11 protein-coding genes are annotated in these 17,371 nt (G+C 68.2%); 2 read left to right on the top strand and 9 right to left on the bottom strand.

Going from position 1 to position 17,371, the window contains the following annotated elements; all coding sequences use genetic code 11:
- The first annotated feature begins 21 nt into the window (after nucleotides 1-21).
- Nucleotides 22-4,521, top strand: a complete 4,500-nt coding sequence (locus BLU77_RS19895; RefSeq protein WP_175477248.1) for a LamG-like jellyroll fold domain-containing protein — start codon at nucleotides 22-24, stop codon at nucleotides 4,519-4,521.
- A gap of 426 nt (nucleotides 4,522-4,947) precedes the next feature.
- On the opposite strand, the gene BLU77_RS19885 is transcribed toward BLU77_RS19895, so the two are convergent.
- From BLU77_RS19885 to fdxA, 4 genes are all read right to left on the bottom strand, one after another.
- Nucleotides 4,948-5,700, bottom strand: coding sequence for a hypothetical protein (locus tag BLU77_RS19885; RefSeq protein WP_139177864.1), 753 nt, complete (start codon nucleotides 5,698-5,700; stop codon nucleotides 4,948-4,950).
- A 145-nt stretch (nucleotides 5,701-5,845) separates the two neighbouring features.
- The gene (locus BLU77_RS19880) at nucleotides 5,846-7,141 is read right to left on the bottom strand and encodes a citrate synthase (protein WP_089775019.1); all 1,296 of its coding nucleotides are present in this window, start codon (nucleotides 7,139-7,141) and stop codon (nucleotides 5,846-5,848) included.
- Nucleotides 7,142-7,266: 125 nt separating this feature from the next.
- Complete coding sequence (dapC, locus tag BLU77_RS19875) at nucleotides 7,267-8,403, bottom strand: succinyldiaminopimelate transaminase (protein WP_089775017.1); 1,137 nt, start codon at nucleotides 8,401-8,403, stop codon at nucleotides 7,267-7,269.
- Between the two features lie 3 nt (nucleotides 8,404-8,406).
- Nucleotides 8,407-8,727 (bottom strand): ferredoxin, encoded by a 321-nt coding sequence (gene fdxA, locus BLU77_RS19870; RefSeq protein WP_089775015.1) that lies wholly within the window; start codon nucleotides 8,725-8,727, stop codon nucleotides 8,407-8,409.
- Nucleotides 8,728-8,876: 149 nt separating this feature from the next.
- On the opposite strand from fdxA, the gene BLU77_RS19865 reads away from it, so the two are divergent.
- Nucleotides 8,877-9,107 carry a putative acetyltransferase gene (locus BLU77_RS19865; RefSeq protein WP_089775013.1) on the top strand — a complete coding sequence of 77 codons (231 nt, stop codon included), beginning with the start codon at nucleotides 8,877-8,879 and terminating at the stop codon, nucleotides 9,105-9,107.
- Here BLU77_RS19865 and BLU77_RS19860 read toward each other — a convergent pair.
- The 5 genes from BLU77_RS19860 to BLU77_RS19840 all read right to left on the bottom strand — a co-directional run bounded on the left by BLU77_RS19860 (nucleotide 9,104) and on the right by BLU77_RS19840 (nucleotide 17,339).
- On the bottom strand, nucleotides 9,104-11,179 hold the full coding sequence (locus tag BLU77_RS19860; protein WP_175477247.1) for a VanW family protein: 2,076 nt from the start codon (nucleotides 11,177-11,179) through the stop codon (nucleotides 9,104-9,106). The two genes, BLU77_RS19865 and BLU77_RS19860, sit on opposite strands and share 4 nt — an antisense overlap.
- A gap of 116 nt (nucleotides 11,180-11,295) precedes the next feature.
- A complete protein-coding gene (locus BLU77_RS19855) occupies nucleotides 11,296-11,784 on the bottom strand; it encodes a flavin reductase family protein (protein ID WP_245708962.1) in 489 nt (162 codons plus the stop codon).
- Complete coding sequence (locus BLU77_RS19850) at nucleotides 11,771-13,240, bottom strand: PIG-L family deacetylase (RefSeq protein WP_089776042.1); 1,470 nt, start codon at nucleotides 13,238-13,240, stop codon at nucleotides 11,771-11,773. Before BLU77_RS19850 ends, BLU77_RS19855 begins: the two co-directional genes overlap by 14 nt.
- 116 nt (nucleotides 13,241-13,356) lie before the next feature.
- Nucleotides 13,357-15,270 carry a translational GTPase TypA gene (gene typA / locus BLU77_RS19845; RefSeq protein WP_089775009.1) on the bottom strand — a complete coding sequence of 638 codons (1,914 nt, stop codon included), beginning with the start codon at nucleotides 15,268-15,270 and terminating at the stop codon, nucleotides 13,357-13,359.
- A gap of 266 nt (nucleotides 15,271-15,536) precedes the next feature.
- Nucleotides 15,537-17,339, bottom strand: a complete 1,803-nt coding sequence (locus BLU77_RS19840; RefSeq protein WP_089775007.1) for an ABC transporter ATP-binding protein — start codon at nucleotides 17,337-17,339, stop codon at nucleotides 15,537-15,539.
- Between the last annotated feature and the right edge of the window lie 32 nt (nucleotides 17,340-17,371).

The raw sequence follows: 17,371 nt of genomic DNA, 5'->3' as shown, positions 1-17,371 counted from the left end.
CACGGTCCTTGCGATCGGGGGGTGAGCACTCCGGCTCTTGCGAGCCCGGATACACAGCCGACGGTCGCTGAGACCGCGAGCGCCACAGTGCCTGAGCCCGACATCTTCAGCATCGACTTCACCTCCGAGGGCCCGGTCGAGCACACGCGGGACCGCACCGTGACCACTCAGGGCGTCGCGCCGTCGATCGAGTACGACGAGTCCGTGCAGCGTCATGTCGCGGACTTCGCGCCCGACGACGACAGGACCAGCACTGGCACGGGTGCCCTCGTCGTCGACATTCCCGACGCCTGGTCGACCAGCGACCCAGGACACGTCGACGGAGCAGACGTGCTCGACGGCGGCACCTTCGAGTGCTTCTTCCGCTATGACGGCGACATCCCGGTTCCCTCGGGTCAGACCAACCGGATCTGCTCGGGCGGCCCGGAGGGCTACGGGTTCTACCTGCCGGCAACGGGTGAGTTCCTCCGGTTCCAGGCCACATCGACGTCGGCCCACCGGAACACGGCAACTGCACCGATCCCGGTGCAGCCCGGCGAATGGGTGCACGCGGTAGCGACCGTGGGCGACGGTGAGATCAAGCTCTACCTCGACGGTCAGCCCGCCTGGGAGCTTCCGGTCGAACCCGGCAATGGTTCCGGAACCGGTCGTAATCATCTCGGCCCGTACACGCAACTGCGAGTCGATTCGGTCCCGAAGTGGGGTATCGGAGGGCAGCCGACCGCCGACGGTTTCTCAACTCCCGGGAACGTCGACATCGCGGCTTCACGCGCATGGAGCAGCGTGCTCACCGAAGAGCAGGTACTGGATCTGTGGCGGGCTGAGCGACCGGCGATCCCTGACGTCGACCTGCCGCACGCCGACGTCCTTGACGTCGACTTCTCCGACCCGGATGCCCCGTTCCACGACCACTCGCCCGCTGCTCGCGAACCGCAGGTGACGGGCTCGGCAGACATCGCACGCAGCACCGCGTTCGCGAGCCAGCCCAGTTACGCATACACCACAGACGGCGCGAACGACCATGCCTTCTACCCTCTCCAGAGTGCGTGGGCTGACACCGGCATGCCGCGCACTGATGACATCTCGACCTGGTCGGATGACACCTGGGCGGGCGAGGGCATCACCCTGCAGTGCGACGTGATGGTGCACGAGGATCTCCCTATGGACAGCGCCGCGCACTTCTGTGCCGGCAAGAGTGCGGGCGGCTTCGGACTGCACCTGAGCGATTCGTCGATCGTGGCCTCGTTCCACATCAACGGCGGCTACCGGAGCGTGACCTCGGCACCGATCGATAGCGGAGTCTGGCACAGCGTCGTTGCAACGTTCGACGGCACCCAAGTCGCGCTCTATGTCGATGGCACGCTCCAGGCCGTCAACTCCTCGAACACGGTCGGAAACGTCAAAGCGCCGACAGCCGGCTCGAGCATCGAGCCCTACGTGCGCTACTTCGCCATCGGATCCGACGTGAAGGGCCGTGGCGACATCGAGAGCCCGGCGGCGGTCACGGTCGGTCACGCTCGAATCTGGAGCTCGGCGCTCAGCGCTGACCAAGCCGCACAGCTGGACCGGGATTCGTTCGGCGATCGGATCGGCTCTCCTGAGCTCATCGCCTCCAACCCGGCTGCTGGGTCGCACCTGACCACACCCGAGGAATTCGACGTCCGGGTCAGCGATCGAACGCTTGCGACGGGATGGCAGTACCTGCTCGACGGTGAGCCGATCGAGCTCGGTGACGTCATCGGTGCAGGCATGGCCGCCGGCGACCACGAGATCGCCATCACCACTGTTGATGTGTTCGGACGCCCGCTGGACTGGACGATCCCGTTCACTTCGCCGAACATCCCGGCCGGTGGGGGCACTGACACCGGTCAGGGCAGCGGTGCCGTGACCCTCTCGGCGATCGCGACCGGCTCAAGCGAGCAGGTCACGACCACCTTCCAGGAGGCCGAGATCACCGAAGCGTCCGGCGGCGTGCAGGGAACTGTCGGCGACTCGCCGGAGCATCTGGGACTCGACTTCACCAGCGACATCGACGATCTCACCGAGATCACCGGCTCGCTGACGCCCGATGACGGCGAAGTCGTCGAGACGCCCGCCACCGGCAGCGGTTACCCGTTCCAGCGCTACGACGTCGAGCTGCCCAGCAGCGAGCGTGGTCAGCAGTTGCTGTGGAACGGCCAGGTGGACCCGGCCCGCATGGCGCGGCTGTGGACCTGGGACGTCAACAGCGAGCAGTGGGACATGATCGATGTGGCATCGGGCGTGGCTGATGATGACACGCACCTGCAGGGAGAGCTACAGCCACGCATGATCGACACCAGCAATGCTGAGCGCCCCGTGGCGCACGTGCTGGTCACCGCAGAGGATCCGTTCCTCGACAACCTGTCACCGCGGGACGCCTCCGCGGGCTTGCCAGAAGCGAGGGACAGGTTCGAGGACCCGGAGGACTACGACTTCTCCTTCGTGCACTACACCGACCAGCAGTACACGACCGAGGTCGCCTCCGGCAGCGACCACGGCTGGCCGAGCAGCCTGCCCTGGCAGCACATCGACGGCGCTACAAACACCCCGGAGGAATCCGCGGTCTTCCGCGAGGCCCTCCTGGCCCAGAACGAGTGGATCGCGGCGAACCAGGAGGAACGCAGCATCAGCTACGTGGCCAACACCGGAGACGTCATCAACAGCGAAGTGTCGATCAACGACCTGCAGTTCGATCCGGAGGCCGAGGACCCGATGGACGGGTCGTCCGTCTATGACTACACCACCGCAGACGGCGAGGTCCCGGGCATCCAGGAACAGGTGCGGAGCGAATACGAGATCGCACGCGAGGTCCACGAGTCGCTATGGAGCACCGGCATTCCGAACCAGACCGTGGCAGGGAACCACGACAACCACAACGGCAACCACAACGGTCCCCTGTCTCCATTCGCCCAGTTCTTCCCGGCATCGGCCTACTACGAGCAAGCGGAGACACTGTGGCCGGAGGACGCCTCATACCACGCCATCGACGAGGTCACCGATCCCGATACCGGTGAAGTGACCGCCCGCGGCGAGGACAGTTCGAACAGCTACGTACTCTTCTCTGCCGGTGGCCTCGACTTCGTCGCAGTCGGCCTGTCCTACGGCGCGACGGACGAGGAAGTCGATTGGGCCGATTCTGTTTTCGAACGGTTCAGTGACCGCAACGGAATCCTTACCACTCACGGCTACCTCGGCGCCTCGAGCCAGCCTGACGGACGGAACGCAGCGCGGGGCGCCGACGGAGGCAGACTGTACGACCAGGTGATCAGGAACAACGAGAACGTCTTCCTGGTGCTCGGCGGTCACTTCCACGGCGTGGGCACGAACGTCGAGACGGTCCGTAGTTCTGACGGGACCACCCGCGTGGTACAGATGCTCGCCGATTACCAGGGGTACCTGGTTCCGGCAGAGCGCGTGTTCACACCCGAGCGCTGCGCCGCAGCCGGGCTCGACCCCGCGACGCAGTGCATCGTCGGAACCGGAGCTGACGCGGGAAAGATCGACGTCGACGGCGACGGCTTGTGGGATCACCTCGCGACAGACAAGCTCGCCCTCGGCGCAAGCTTCCTGCGCATGCTGCAGTTCGACACCGAGGAGAACACGATGTCGGTCGACACCTACTCACCGTTCCTCGATGACTTCGGAGCCACCGAATACGATCACGGCAGCTCGCCCAAGACGACACCGGAGCCCATCGACCGTTACAACGGCGCCGAGGACAACCTCACCGTGCCGGTCAACTTGACCACCCGCCAGACGTCGTTCGCCACGGACGGTCTTGCGGTGGCCGCGCCGACCGAGAACGTCATCGGTACGCAGACGGTGGCGTCCGGCTTCCCGGCGACCGTGACGTGGAGCGGTCTGACGGAAGGGCAGCGATATGCCTGGATCGCGGTGAGCAGGGAGGCGGCCGAACCCACGGGCGTGATCAGCCAGTTCGGCGGCACCTTCGTGGCGACGCCCGCCGGCACGGACACCCAGCCGCCGGTGTTGACGATCCCGGAGGCTACGACTGTCACCGTGGGCACGGCGTTCGATGTGCTCGAGGGCGTCAGCGCCGTGGACAGCACCGACGGTGATGTGAGTGACCGCATCGAAGTCATCGGCGGTGTCGACACCACCTCTCCTGGCGTGTACGCACTCACCTATGTCGTCGAAGACACCAATGGCAACCAAGCGATCGGATCGCGGGTAGTGACAGTCGTCGAGGAGCCGACCACGACGGCCAGTTACACGGGTGGCAATCGGGTCACGGTCACGCTGACTGCCGAGGATGCTGGAGCCGGTATCGGTCACATCGAGTACCGGTTCGGCGACGAGAGCGACTGGGAGGTGTACTCCGGCCCGTTCGACCTGAAGCGGTCCGATCGTCAACTGCTGCAGTACCGCGCTACCAGTCCGGACGGCGCCGCCGAGGAGACCCGTTGCATCGCCTTCAGCCCGGGTGGTGGTCACGTCGATGTGACGGTCGCTCCTGAGGACGCCGTCTGCAGCGGCTGATCGTGGACACCCGTCCGAGGGTGCGGGTGTCCGTCGGACAGTGGCGGTGCGCTTTCAACCGGCAGACGTGGCAGTAGCACTGGATCCGTGGGTGGACCGGCTGTGGGCGGCGAACCGCTCCACCTTCAGGCGGGGGTATCCACTGCCCGAGCGTCCACGCGTCCAGTTGCTCGCCCGCCACCCACACCCCGGCGACATCCGCCGGGGTTCCGAGAGTGAAGATCTTCACCGGCGCCTCGGTGGAGCTGGCCGCATGCCGGAGCACCACCACGACCGGTCCGATACCGTCGGCATCAACGGCTCCATCACAGCCCACACGTCGTCGGAGATCTCCTACTGCGTCACCGTTCAAGACGCACCTAGCCGAATCCACTTGTTCAACACGCCCTAGTCGCGTGGAAGGTATGTCGGTCAGGGACCGAACGATTACCAGCCGGACAGCATCGGCAGCCCCGACCACGCCAGGATCGAGGACGCGACACAGCCGATGAGGAAGGCCCATCCGCCGGTGAGCCGCGCGTCTCGCTGCTGGAGCAGCTGCACCGGCTCCCGCCCGGCCCGGGCCAGGCGGGCGCTCAGCCACAATGGGCGCGGCTCCGCGAGCAGAAAGACCAACCACAGCGCCGGAATCGCCGCAGTCAACCAGAACCATGCCCATTTCGTGGCGAACCAGGGCTGCGGTCCCTTGGCGAGGAATACCAGGGCACCGATCCACCCCAGCAGGACGACCGGGGCCAGTTGCCGGGCGAAGAGTCCGTCGATCGCGACGACGTCGTTGTCCAGATCAACGAGTGCGACATCCACCCCGGCGGCCCGAGCCTGAGCGACGAGCTCGGCGCCCTCGTCGATGTCACGTTCGGAGGAGTACTCGTACCGTGTGATGGAGTCGAAAAGACCCGCGTCCCAACGCACGGCGAACTGCCCTTCAGCACCCATCCCCGGCTCGGGTCGCTCGATCTCCATCGAGGTGACCCGTCCCGTTTCCAGGTCCGCACGCAACTGGTGCAGCGGCTCGTCGTAAGCCTGGGTGGCTGCCGGCACCGCGGCCAGCAGCAGTGCGACGAGGAGCACCACCCGCACCGATACGAGTCTCATTGCCGACTGACCGACACGCTCCTCCGCCGTCGGAACGTCACCCGGCACACCACCGGGCGCGACCCTCAACCCGGCGTTCCCCATGCACACACGCTAGCGCCGAGCGCAATCTTGCGCGGCTTTTCGGCGAGGAAATCCCGCACAGGGTTGCGCTCGGCGGGAGGCGGGGTGGTGCGCTCGGCGGGGTGGGGTGGGGCGGGGTGGGGTGCCGGACGCCGCGGTGGCCCGGTCAGCGTGCGTCGACGCCCACGTACTCCCGCTCCGCGTGCCCGGTGTAGACCTGACGCGGACGGCCGATCTTCGTGGTCGGGTCGTTCATCATCTCGCGCCACTGGGCGATCCAGCCCGGGGCGCGGCCCACCGCGAACAGCGGGGTGAACATGTTCGTCGGGAAGCCCATGGCCTTGTAGATCAGGCCGGTGTAGAAGTCCACGTTCGGGTAGAGCTTGCGCTGGATGAAGTACTCGTCGGAGAGCGCGATCTCCTCCAGGCGCATGGCGATCTCGAGCTGCTCGTCGCTCTTGCCGAGCTTCTCCAGCACTGTGTGCGCCACCCCCTTGACGATGGCCGCACGGGGGTCGTAGTTCTTGTACACCCGGTGGCCGAAGCCCATCAGGCGCACGCCCTGCTCCTTGTTCTTCACCCGCGTCATGAACGTGTCGACGTCGTCATCGCTGGACTGGATGTCGTTCAGCATCGCGAGCACCGCCTCGTTCGCCCCACCGTGCAGCGGGCCGGAGAGTGCGCCGATACCCGCGGAGACGCTCGCGTACAGGTTCGCGTGCGCGGACCCGACGATCCGCACCGTGGAGGTGGAGCAGTTCTGCTCGTGATCGGCGTGCAGGATGAGCAGCAGGTTGAGCGCCTTGACCAGCTCCGGGTCCGTCTCATACCCGCCGCCGTTGGCGAAGCTCATCCGCAGGAAGTCCGGCACGTAGCCCAAGGACTGGTCCGGGCCGATCATCTCCTCGCCGCGGGACCGGCGGAAAGCGTAGGCGGCGATCGTCGGGAGCTTCGCGAGCAGCAGCACGGTGGCGAGCTCCACGGCGTTCTCGTCGAACGGGTCCACACTCTCCGGGTAGTAGCCCGGCAGTGCGGAGACCGCGGAGGAGAGCACCGCCATCGGGTGCGCGTCCTGCGGGAAGGCGCCTATCAGGGCCTTGAAGTTGTCGTGCAGGTGGGTGTGCCGTTCCACCCGCTCGGTGAACGCGGAGAGCTCGGTCGCCGTCGGCAGCTCGCCCTTGATGAGCAGGTAGGCCACCTCGAGGAAGGAGGACTGCTCGGCGAGCTGCTCGATCGGGTACCCGCGGTAGCGCAGGATGCCGGCGTCGCCGTCGATGTAGGTGATCTTCGACTCGCAGCTCGCGGTGTTCATGAAGCCGGAGTCGAGCGTGACCAGCCCCGTCTCCTTGAGCAGGTTGGAGATATGGACGCCGTCATTGCCCTCCACTGCCGGGACACGCGCGAACTCGAGCTCGTGGTCGTCCACACGGAACGTGGCGGGGGTGAGGGTGGCGTCGGACATGAGTGTCCCTTCCTAGCGTCAAGAAGAACGTTTCTCGGGCTCCCCAACGAGTCCGAAGGCAAAGAATCTCTACACAACGTACCCGCGGATCGCGCGGTTGGGGAAATTCTGGCGGGTATGACTTGTCACACCCGGAGCCGTTCCACCGCGCGCGCGATCCGATCGTCGGAGGCGGTCAGTGCCACCCGCACATGATCGCCGCTGTCGTTGCCGTAGAACTCCCCTGGGCCTACCAAGATCCCCCGGTCGGCGAAGTCGCTCAGCATCGACCAGCAGTCGGCAGGTTCTGCCCCGTCCGCCGGCCGGATCCACAGGTACAGGCCGGCTTCGGAGTGGTCCACGGCGTACCCGGCCTCGCCGAGCGCCCCGAGCAGAGATTCCCGACGGCGGCCGTATCGTTCGCGCTGCTGCCGCACGTGTGCGTGGTCGGCCAGCGCCGCGATGGTCGCCGCCTGCACCGGTGCGGGGACCATCATCCCCATGTGCCGGCGCAACTGCAGGATCCGATGCACCAGCGCGGCATCGCCTGCGGCGAACGCTGCCCGATAGCCGGCCAGGTTCGACTGCTTGGACAACGAGTACACCACCAGCAGCCCCGTGTGATCCCCACCGCTGACACTCTCCTGCAGCAGGCACGGGACGCCGTCACCGGCCGGGTCGGTCAACGCGGGTGACCAGGCGAGCTCGGCATAGCACTCGTCCGAGGCGACCAGCGCCCCGATCTCACGGGCCGCCGTCACCACCTGGCGCAGCTGCTCGGAGCCGAGCACCGCACCGGTGGGGTTGGACGGGGAATTGACCCAGACCAGGCGCACGGCCGGGTTTCCTGCCCACAGTTGCACGTCGTCGGCCACCAGCACCTGTGCCCCGGCCAGGCGGGCCCCGACGGCGTAGGTCGGGTAGGCCACCGACGGCACCACCACGATGTCGTCCGGGCCCAGCCCCAGCAGCGACGGCAGCTGGGCCACCAGCTCCTTCGACCCCACGGTCGGCAGCACCCCGTCGGGGTCGAGCGCTGCCACCCCGCGGCGCTCGGCGAACCAGGCGGCCACCGCCTCGCGCAAGGCCAGGGTGCCGTGCGCCGTCGGGTATCCGGGGGCGTCGGCGGCACCGCTCAGCGCCTCCTGCACGACGGCCGGGGTGGGGTCGACGGGGGTGCCGATGGACAGGTCCACGATGCCGTCGGCGTGCGCGCGGGCACGCTCGGCGTACGGTGCGACCTTGTCCCAGGGGTAGGCGTCAGCCAGTTGGACAAAGCCCACTGCTTAGTCCGCCTGGGGCGGCAGGGCGGAGATGACCGGGTGGTCCTTGGGGATCAGGCCGACCTTCGCGGCCCCGCCCGGAGAACCGATGTCGTCGAAGAAGTCGACGTTCGCCCGGTAGTACTCCGACCACTGCTCGGGCACGTCGTCCTCGTAGTAGATCGCCTCCACCGGGCAGACCGGTTCGCACGCCCCGCAGTCCACGCACTCGTCGGGGTGGATGTACAGCGAGCGTTCGCCTTCGTAGATACAGTCGACGGGGCATTCGTCGATGCAGGCCTTGTCCTTGACATCCACGCACGGCTGTGCGATCACGTACGTCACGAGCGATTCCTTCCATCACGGGGTGGTACTGACCGTGGCCAGACCGGGTGGGCACCGAGTGCACCACCATGCTCTGTGTCTAGTATCCAGCATGTACCCGGTGTCGAGCGATCTCGACCCCGGTCCGCTCCGAGGAATGAGACACATCGATGCCTGTGCCCCCGCCTGATCCGCACCTGTGGCGGTCCTGGCAGCCCGGCGAACGCGTCGTGGTGCGGTTCCGGCTCCCCGAGGGCGGCTTCAGCGACGCGCTCGGGGAACTGCTCACCATCGACGCCGCCGGGGTGCGAGTGGATACCCGGCGTGGCCCGATCGACGTGGCTGCCGCCGACATCGTGCACGCGAAGCGGGTGCCGCCGCCGCCACGGAGTCGCCGCTAGTCGTCCCCGGAACTTTCGCTGGCGTCCTCGCTCGGTTCGTCACTGGGTTCCTCACCGCAGATCACGCGGTTCCACGGGGAGTAGGTGTGGCTGTAGGCGTCGTGTTCGACCACCTCACCGCCCCTGGACACCGTGCGGGTGACGTCCACGGTGAAACCCTGTTGCCCGCCAGCCTCGGCGTGACACTCCGGGTCCGGGTTGTACACCGTCTGCGGCGAGGTGAAGTTGTACTTGTCGCTGGTGCTGATGTTGACGTCGAAGACGTCGGTGCCCCACATGGTCACCACCACGTGCGAATCGGTGACGTAGGACTGGATGAGGACGCCGTACCCGGTGTTGTTCTCGAACACCATGTCGATGCTCGGGTCGAAGATGGTGGCCTCGCGGCCCATCGGGTACCGGTCGAACCAGCGCGAGTGCGGCTGGTGGGTGATATCGGTGAACCCGGATTCGTACGCGGCGTTGAAGCTGGTGGTCGCCACCTGGGAGAGCCCGCCGCCGATCGCCTCGCTGTGGAATCCGTTCACCACCACGCCCGAGACGGTGTAGCCGTTCGCAGTACTGATCGGGCGCAGCGCGTCGAGCAAAGAGAACTGCTCCCCTGGCATCACCAGGGTCCCGTTGATGTGCCCGGTCCCGGCGCGCAGGTTCGCCGTGCGTACCGGATCGTACGGGTACGGGGTGCGGAAGGTACCGATCACCTCGGTCACCCCGAGCGCCTCGGCGTCCTCGGTAGAGAACTCCGGGTCGGTCTGCGTCAGCTCGACGGCAGCCGTGCGCCCCTCCTCGTCCGTGGCGACCGCACTGGTGGCCACCGCCTCCGCCAGCGCGTCCGGGTCGAGGCCGGTGCCGGTGACAGCCGGGACGATCCGCGGTTCGCCGTCCCTGAGCTCGATCCGCGCGTCCCGCGGGCTCTCCCCCACCGAGGACGCCCGTTCGGTCACCAGACCGGCGAGCTGCGCACCGTCCAGGGTGAGGGTGAGGTTCGCGCCGTCGGCCTCGATCGTGGCAGCGGCGGCGAGCTCGGCCGGGGTGATCTCCGTGGACTCGTCGTTCACGGCCACGGTCACCGGGCCGGAGAGCATCGGGTCCACGATGGTCGACATCGTCTCCTCGATCACCTCCGCATCGACGGTGGGGGGCGCCACCATGGCGGGCAGCTCGAGCGTGCCGGTGGCGGTCAGCCACCCCTCGGCCATCACGTCGGCAGCACCCGGCACGTCCAGGCTGGTGCCGTCCACCGGTTCGGTGACCACGGCCTGCCCGTCTTCGAACGCGATCGCACCCTCCACGGGTGGGACATCCAGGTCCTCGGCGATCGAACTGAGGGTCGCCTCCAGCGCTTCCGAGTCCACGGTGGTGACCGGGTCCTGCTCACCGAGACCGAAGACGTGCCCGAAGACCACCTGGGGGTCGAGGGTGAATCCAGTGAACGAGGCCACGGTGGCCTCCGCGTCCAGTGCGAGACCGGCGGCCTGCGGGTCCACCTCGGCGGAGAGGTCGCCGAAATGCACGTCGATCGGCTCCGTGGTGGCCTCGGCGAGCCCGTCGGTGAGCACCCGCTCGGCCTCGTCGGCGGGCAGACCGGAGAGGTTCACGCCGGCCACGGTCGTCTCCCCCGGCACGCGGTCGCCGAGATACCAGGCGCCCGCCACGTACGCACCACCGAGCAGCACCAGCGCACCGGCGGCGATCAGTACCGCACGACGTCCGCGCCGACGCTTCTTCTTGCTGGGTGTCACGGCATCCTCATCCGCAGGTGGCTCCGGCGTGGCAGGGAGCACGATGGTCTCGGGTTCGGCGGGCTCGCCCTCATCGGGGCCTACGGTCGGCTCAATCGCCTCGGGCTCATCGAACGGATCCGGCTGCGCCGCGGCCGCCAGTTCGTCGGCTGACTCTGCCGCGTCGGCTGACTCTGTGCCATGAGCAGGCTCTGCCGGCTCGGTCTCGTCCACCGATTCACCCGACTGATCGGTCGCCTCAGCGGCGCCGGAACTCGACTCCTCGGAATCGGCGGGCACGCCCTCGGCGTCCGTCACCTCATCCGGTGTCGGAGTCTCTTCCTCACGCACGCAACTGCCCTTTCGGTTGCCCCTGTCCACCGATATGACCCCCGCGCAGTCTATCCACGGCCACCCTGGCATTCGGCGCTGAAGGGCCCCTGTACCCGGTCACGATCCCATCACGTTCACTGCAACGGCAGCATGCGGCTGAGCCGATGCACGATCGCCCCGGAGTTCTGCGGGTTCGTCCCCGACGCGAGCACCCGGCCGACCACCACCGCATGAGACCCGGCATCGCGGATCCACTCGGTCTCGCACTCGACCCAGGCGCTCGCCGCGTCGAGAATGGCGGCTCCACTGTGCTCACCCCGCCAGTGCGGTACCCGGTCCAGCTGGCCGCGCGTGGGCCGGCCCGGGCTGGCGAGCCACTCGACGGCCGCGCTCCCAGCAGCGCTCATGATGCTCACTGCCCAGCGATCCGTGGTCTCCAGGCCCTCTCTGATGCGGGAGTCCTCGTGCACGCAGAACAGCACCGTGGGCGGCTCCAGCGAGACCGACACCACGGAGTTGGCGGTGATCGCAAGATCGTGCCGGTCCCGCAGGGCCACCACACTCACCCCGGCCGCCAGGTGCGCCATCGCGGTCCGGAACCCCTCGACGTCAACGTCCGTCACGGAACCAACTCCCCGGCAGCACAGTGGGCGTCACTGCGGCGACCAGCGCGCCCAGCAACCACACCGTCCCGATCGCCTCATCGGTGACGACCACGTCGCCGCCGGGCCGCAGGTAGGCGATCGCGAGCACCGTCGCGGCCACGGCGAGCCCGTGCACGAGCACCCCGATCCGGTCCGCGAAGCTGCGGGCCAGCACGCCCGAACTGAGGACCACCAGCAACGCGATCATCACCCCGAACGGGGGCTCCCACCGGTGGAAGGCGGTGGCGGCAGCAGTGACCACCACCCCCATCAAGCCGGTGAAAGCGCGCATCAGCACCAGGTACCAGCCCGGCGGATCACCGAGCTCGTCGGCTCCCTCGTCGCCGGCAATAGACCCGGCACTGACCGCACCGGTCGCACCGGCTCGGTGCGCCTCGGCAGCGGCCAGCGCACCTCGCAGTGCCGCGGGGCTCCCCCACCCGGGCGCCACCCGAAGGCCGATCCGCGCGTGCAGCGGCTGCAGGATCTCGTTGCTCAAGGCGAACCACCCCACGGCGCCGCCCCTCTCGTCCGCCGGCGCTGCGCCGTCGGGCCCTGCCACCTCAGCGAGCAACGTGGCGTCCTGCACCTGACTGCGGTGCGCGCGCAAGGCGGCCACCACCTGGTCGGCGACAGCGGTCGTATCCACCACCAGGTCCACCGCAGCGTCGGGTTTGACGATGCTCGCCAGCATCCCGTCCGGCTCTGGCAGGGCCAGCGGCCGGCCCAGCGTGGTCAGAAAGGGCCGGTGCGGTGTGCGCGCCAACCACTGCTCGGCCGCCCGGACCGCCGATTCGGGGCGCACCACCCACGCGACCACCGGGACCCGCCAGGGCTCGGTCTCCTGCTTGAAACTCTCCTGCTCGGCGGCGACTCCCACCGCGCGCATCATCACCTCGTGCATGCGCACGTGGTCGGGGTGGCCGTACCCGCCGTCGGGCTCGTCGATGAGCACCAGGTGCGGGCGCACCTGGCGCAGGTGCGCCGCGAGTACGCCGGCGGCCACCTCGGCGTCGGTTCGGGAGAACGCGTCGCGGCCGGAGCTCGGGTCGGGCACGGCTCGCACCCGCGAGTCGCCGTCCCACTGCATGCCCGAGTCCACATACCTCGCCGGACGGCGGTCGGTGAGTCCGGGCAGGGCGTCCAGGAAGTGGTGCGAGCCCACCCCCAGCGCTGCGAGCGCCTCAGCCAACTCGGCCTCCCGCACGGCCGCCAGCGCGGGACCATCGCCCTCCAGGTGGGCGATGTCACCAGGGATCACCTCACCACGCTCGCCACGGGTCGCGGTGACGAGGTGCACCTCGGCACTCCGGGCGAGCCAGGCGAGCAGGCCGCCGGCCACGAGGGTCTCGTCGTCCGGGTGCGCGAACGCGCCGAGCACACGCAACTCCTCTGACGGCGCAGACTCGCTCACACCGGTCTCTGCAGGCTCCATGGTGCTCACCCCATCCATCCTCTCCCACCCCGACCCACCGCCGAACGCAACCCCGTGCGGCGTTTTCGGCGGCAGAAGCCGCACCAGGTTGCGTTCGGCAGGGGGGGGAGGAGGTCTCAGACCTTGCGGCGGGCCGCCTTGGTGCGCTCGTGCTGGTCCAGGATCACCTTGCGGATCCGCACCGACTCGGGCGTGACCTCCACGCACTCGTCCTCGCGGGCGAACTCCAGGGACTCCTCCAGCGTCAGCGTGCGCGGCGGGGTCAGGTTCTCGAACGATTCCGACGTGGCCGAGCGGATGTTGTTGAGCTTCTTCTCCTTGGTGATGTTGACGTCCATGTCATCACCTCGGGAGTTCTCCCCGACGATCTGGCCCTCGTACACCTCGGAGGTGGGCTGGACGAAGAACGAGCCACGCTCCTGCAGGTTGAGCATCGCGAACGGGGTCGCCGCCCCGGCCCGGTCGGCGACCAACGACCCGGAGGTGCGGAACTCGATGTCCCCGGCCCACGGCTCGAAGCCCTCCGAGATCGAGTGGGCGATCCCGGTGCCACGAGTGTCGGTGAGGAACCGGGTGCGGAAACCGATCAGCCCGCGGGCCGGCACCACGAACTCCATCCGGACCCAGCCGGTGCCATGGTTCGTCATCGTCTCCATCCGGCCCCGGCGGGAGGCGAGCAGCTGGGTGACCGCACCCAGGTACTCCTCCGGCACGTCGATGGTCATCCGCTCCATCGGCTCGTGCAGCTTGCCGTCGACCTCCTTGGTGACCACCTGGGGCTTGCCCACGGTGAGCTCGAAGCCCTCGCGGCGCATCTGCTCCACCAGGATGGCCAGGGCCAGCTCGCCACGCCCCTGCACCTCCCAGGCGTCGGGACGCTCGGTGGGCAGCACCTTCAGGGAGACGTTACCGATCAGCTCCCGGTCCAGCCGGTCCTTGACCTGGCGAGCGGTGACCTTCGCCCCCTTGACGCGACCGGCCAGCGGAGAGGTGTTGATCCCGATGGTCATCGAGATGGCCGGGTCGTCCACGGTGATCAGTGGCAGCGGTTGCGGGTTGTCCGGGTCGGTGAGGGTCTCCCCGATCGTGATCTCCTCGATCCCGGCGACGGCCACGATGTCACCCGCGCTCGCGGACTCGGCCGGTACCCGGTCCAGCGCCTGGGTGCGCAGCAGCTCGCTGATCCGCACGTTCTTCAGGGTGCCGTCCTTGCGCGCCCATGCCACGGTCTGGCCCTTGCGGATCGTGCCGCCACGGATGCGCAGCAGCGCGAGCCGGCCCAGGAACGGCGAGGCGTCCAGGTTCGTCACATGTGCCTGCAGCGGGGCGTTCTCGTCGTAGCTGGGAGCGGGGATCTTCTCCAGGATGGTGGCGAAGAGCGGCTCGAGGTCCTCGGAGTCCGGGAGCTCGCCGTCAGCCGGCTGAGTGGTCGAGGCTCGGCCGGCCTTCGCGGAGGCGTACACCACCGGCACGTCCAGCACGGCGTCCAGATCAAGGTCCGGGACGTCGTCGGACATGTCCGAGGCGAGGGAGAGGAGCAGGTCCTGCGACTCCGAGACCACCTCGGAGATGCGCGAGTCGGGCCGGTCGACCTTGTTGACCACGAGGATCACCGGAAGGTGCGCCGCGAGCGCCTTGCGGAGCACGAACCGGGTCTGCGGCAGCGGCCCCTCGGAGGAGTCCACCAGCAGCACTACACCGTCCACCATGGACAGACCGCGCTCCACCTCGCCGCCGAAGTCGGCGTGCCCGGGGGTGTCGATCACGTTGATGATGACGCGCTCGTGCCCGGCGGCCGCGGCAGAGGGGCCGGAGTAGGCCACTGCCGTGTTCTTGGCGAGGATGGTGATGCCCTTCTCGCGTTCGAGGTCGCCGGAGTCCATCGCCCGTTCGTCCACGTGGTCGTGGGCGCCGAAGGCACCGGACTGCCACAGCATGGCGTCCACCAGGGTGGTCTTGCCGTGGTCGACGTGGGCGACGATCGCCACGTTGCGCAGGTCGCTGCGCAACGCCAGGGTGGGCACACTCATTCGAAGGTCATCTCTGTCGGTGGGAACGCGCCAGAACTCGCAGATGGGCGCGCGGGTGACGCGCGCTCGGCCGGGGCGCTGACCATCAGTCTACTGGCCCGGAGCCGATCGCCCCAGGGGCAGGGCCAGTAACGACCGTCACCACCACGCCGGTACCGCGTCTGACAGATCGTCGGCAGTCCGACTCACCACCGGAGATCGGTCAGTCTGTCGACGGTATGTCAGACATTCGGGGCACGCCCATCCGATGCTCGGGGCCGCCGGCGCTACAGTTCCGAGCGCGGATCCTTGCGGTGCTCCACCTCGTACTGTTCCTCCGCGGCGAGCTCGGCAGCCGCCTCGGCGAGTAGCACGTCCCGGCGCTCCCGCCGCATCTTCTGCTCGGCAGGGTCCGGCACCGGCACAGCGGCGATGAGCCGCTGGGTGTACGGGTCCTGCGGATTCTGCACGATCTGGTCGGTGGGCCCGATCTCGGCGAGCTTGCCGTGGTGCATCACCGCGATCCGGGTGGCGAGCATCTCCACCACCGCCAGGTCGTGGCTGATGAACAAGGTGGCGAAGCCGTGCTCACGTTGCAGCTCCTGGAACAGTTCCAGCACGTGCGCCTGCACCGAGACGTCCAGGGCGGAGGTCGGTTCATCGGCCACCAGGATGCTCGGCTCCAGGCTAAGCGCCCGGGCGATACCCACGCGCTGGCGCTGCCCGCCGGAGAGCTCGTGTGGGTAGCGGTTGCGCATCGACCGCGGCAGCTCCACCTGGTCCAGCAGCACATCGATCTTCTTGGTGAGCTCGGGCCCCTTGATACCGGTGTTCAGGTACAGCGGCTCCCCGATCGACTCCCCGATCGGGAGCCGCGGGTTCAGCGAGGATCCCGGGTCCTGGAACACGATGCCGACCCGCTTGCGCAGGGCACGCAGCTCCTTGGGCCCGATGCCCACCATGTCCTGCCCGTCGATCTTCAAATGCCCACCGGAGACCGGGAGCAGCCCCACCACGGCGCGGCCGATGGTGGTCTTGCCCGACCCGGACTCACCGACCAGGCCCACCACCTCGCCGGGTGCGATGGTCAGGCTCACCTGGTCCACCGCCTTGAACGCCGGGGTACGCCCCCGCTTGGGGTACTCGATCTCCAGGTCCACGGCCTCCAGCACTGGCTCGCCGCCGATCGACGCGGCTTCGGCTCCAGTCGGGCGTGCCTGCGGCGGCCGGCGCGCAGCGTCGTCGACCACGCCAGCGGCACGGCTGAGCGTGCCACCCAGGTGCGGCACCGAGGTGAGCAGCTCCCGGGTGTACTCGTGCTGCGGCCGGTTGAAGATCTCATCGGCGGATCCGCGCTCGACCACCTCACCGCGGCGCATCACCACGAGCTTGTCGGCCATGTCCGCCACCACGCCCATGTCGTGGGTGATCAGGATGATCCCGGCGTCGATCCGGTTGCGCAGGTCCCGCATCAGTTTCAGGATCTCTGCCTGTACCGTCACGTCCAAGGCTGTGGTGGGCTCATCGGCGATGAGCAGCTTCGGCTCGCACGCCAGTGACTGGGCGATCATCGCGCGCTGACGCTGCCCGCCGGAGAGCTGGTGCGGGTAGGAGTTGTACCGGGTGACCGGATCCGGCATCTCCACCATGGTGAGCAGCTCGATCGCGCGCTTCTTCGCCGCCGTCGGCCCCATGTCGAAGTGGGTGCGCAGGGTCTCCACGATCTGGAAACCCACCGGGTACACCGGGTTCAGCGCCGTCATCGGCTCCTGGAAGATCACCGCGACGTCGTTGCCGCGGATCTTCCGCATCGGCGCACCGGTGAGACCGATCAGCTCGGTGTCCCCGAGCTTGGCGCTCCCGGTGGCGCGCCCATTCGCGGGCAGCAGGCCGAGCAGGGACATCGAGGACTGCGACTTCCCTGAGCCGGACTCGCCCACGATGGCGAGCACCTCCCCCGGGTGCACGTCATAGGACACGTTCGAGGCAGCCGGGAACCATTCCCCCTCGACGAAGAAGTCGATGCTGAGGTCGCGCACGCTGATGATCGGATCGTCGGTGCGTACCGACTCCGGTGCCTGGGTGCTCACGCGCGATCACCGTTCCTTCCTGGTGCTGGTGA

The organism is Ruania alba, from assembly GCF_900105765.1.
Taxonomy (GTDB): Bacteria; Actinomycetota; Actinomycetes; order Actinomycetales; family Beutenbergiaceae; genus Ruania; species Ruania alba.
Note: the sequence above shows the minus strand (reverse complement) of the source record. Positions and strands in the feature narration are given on the sequence as shown.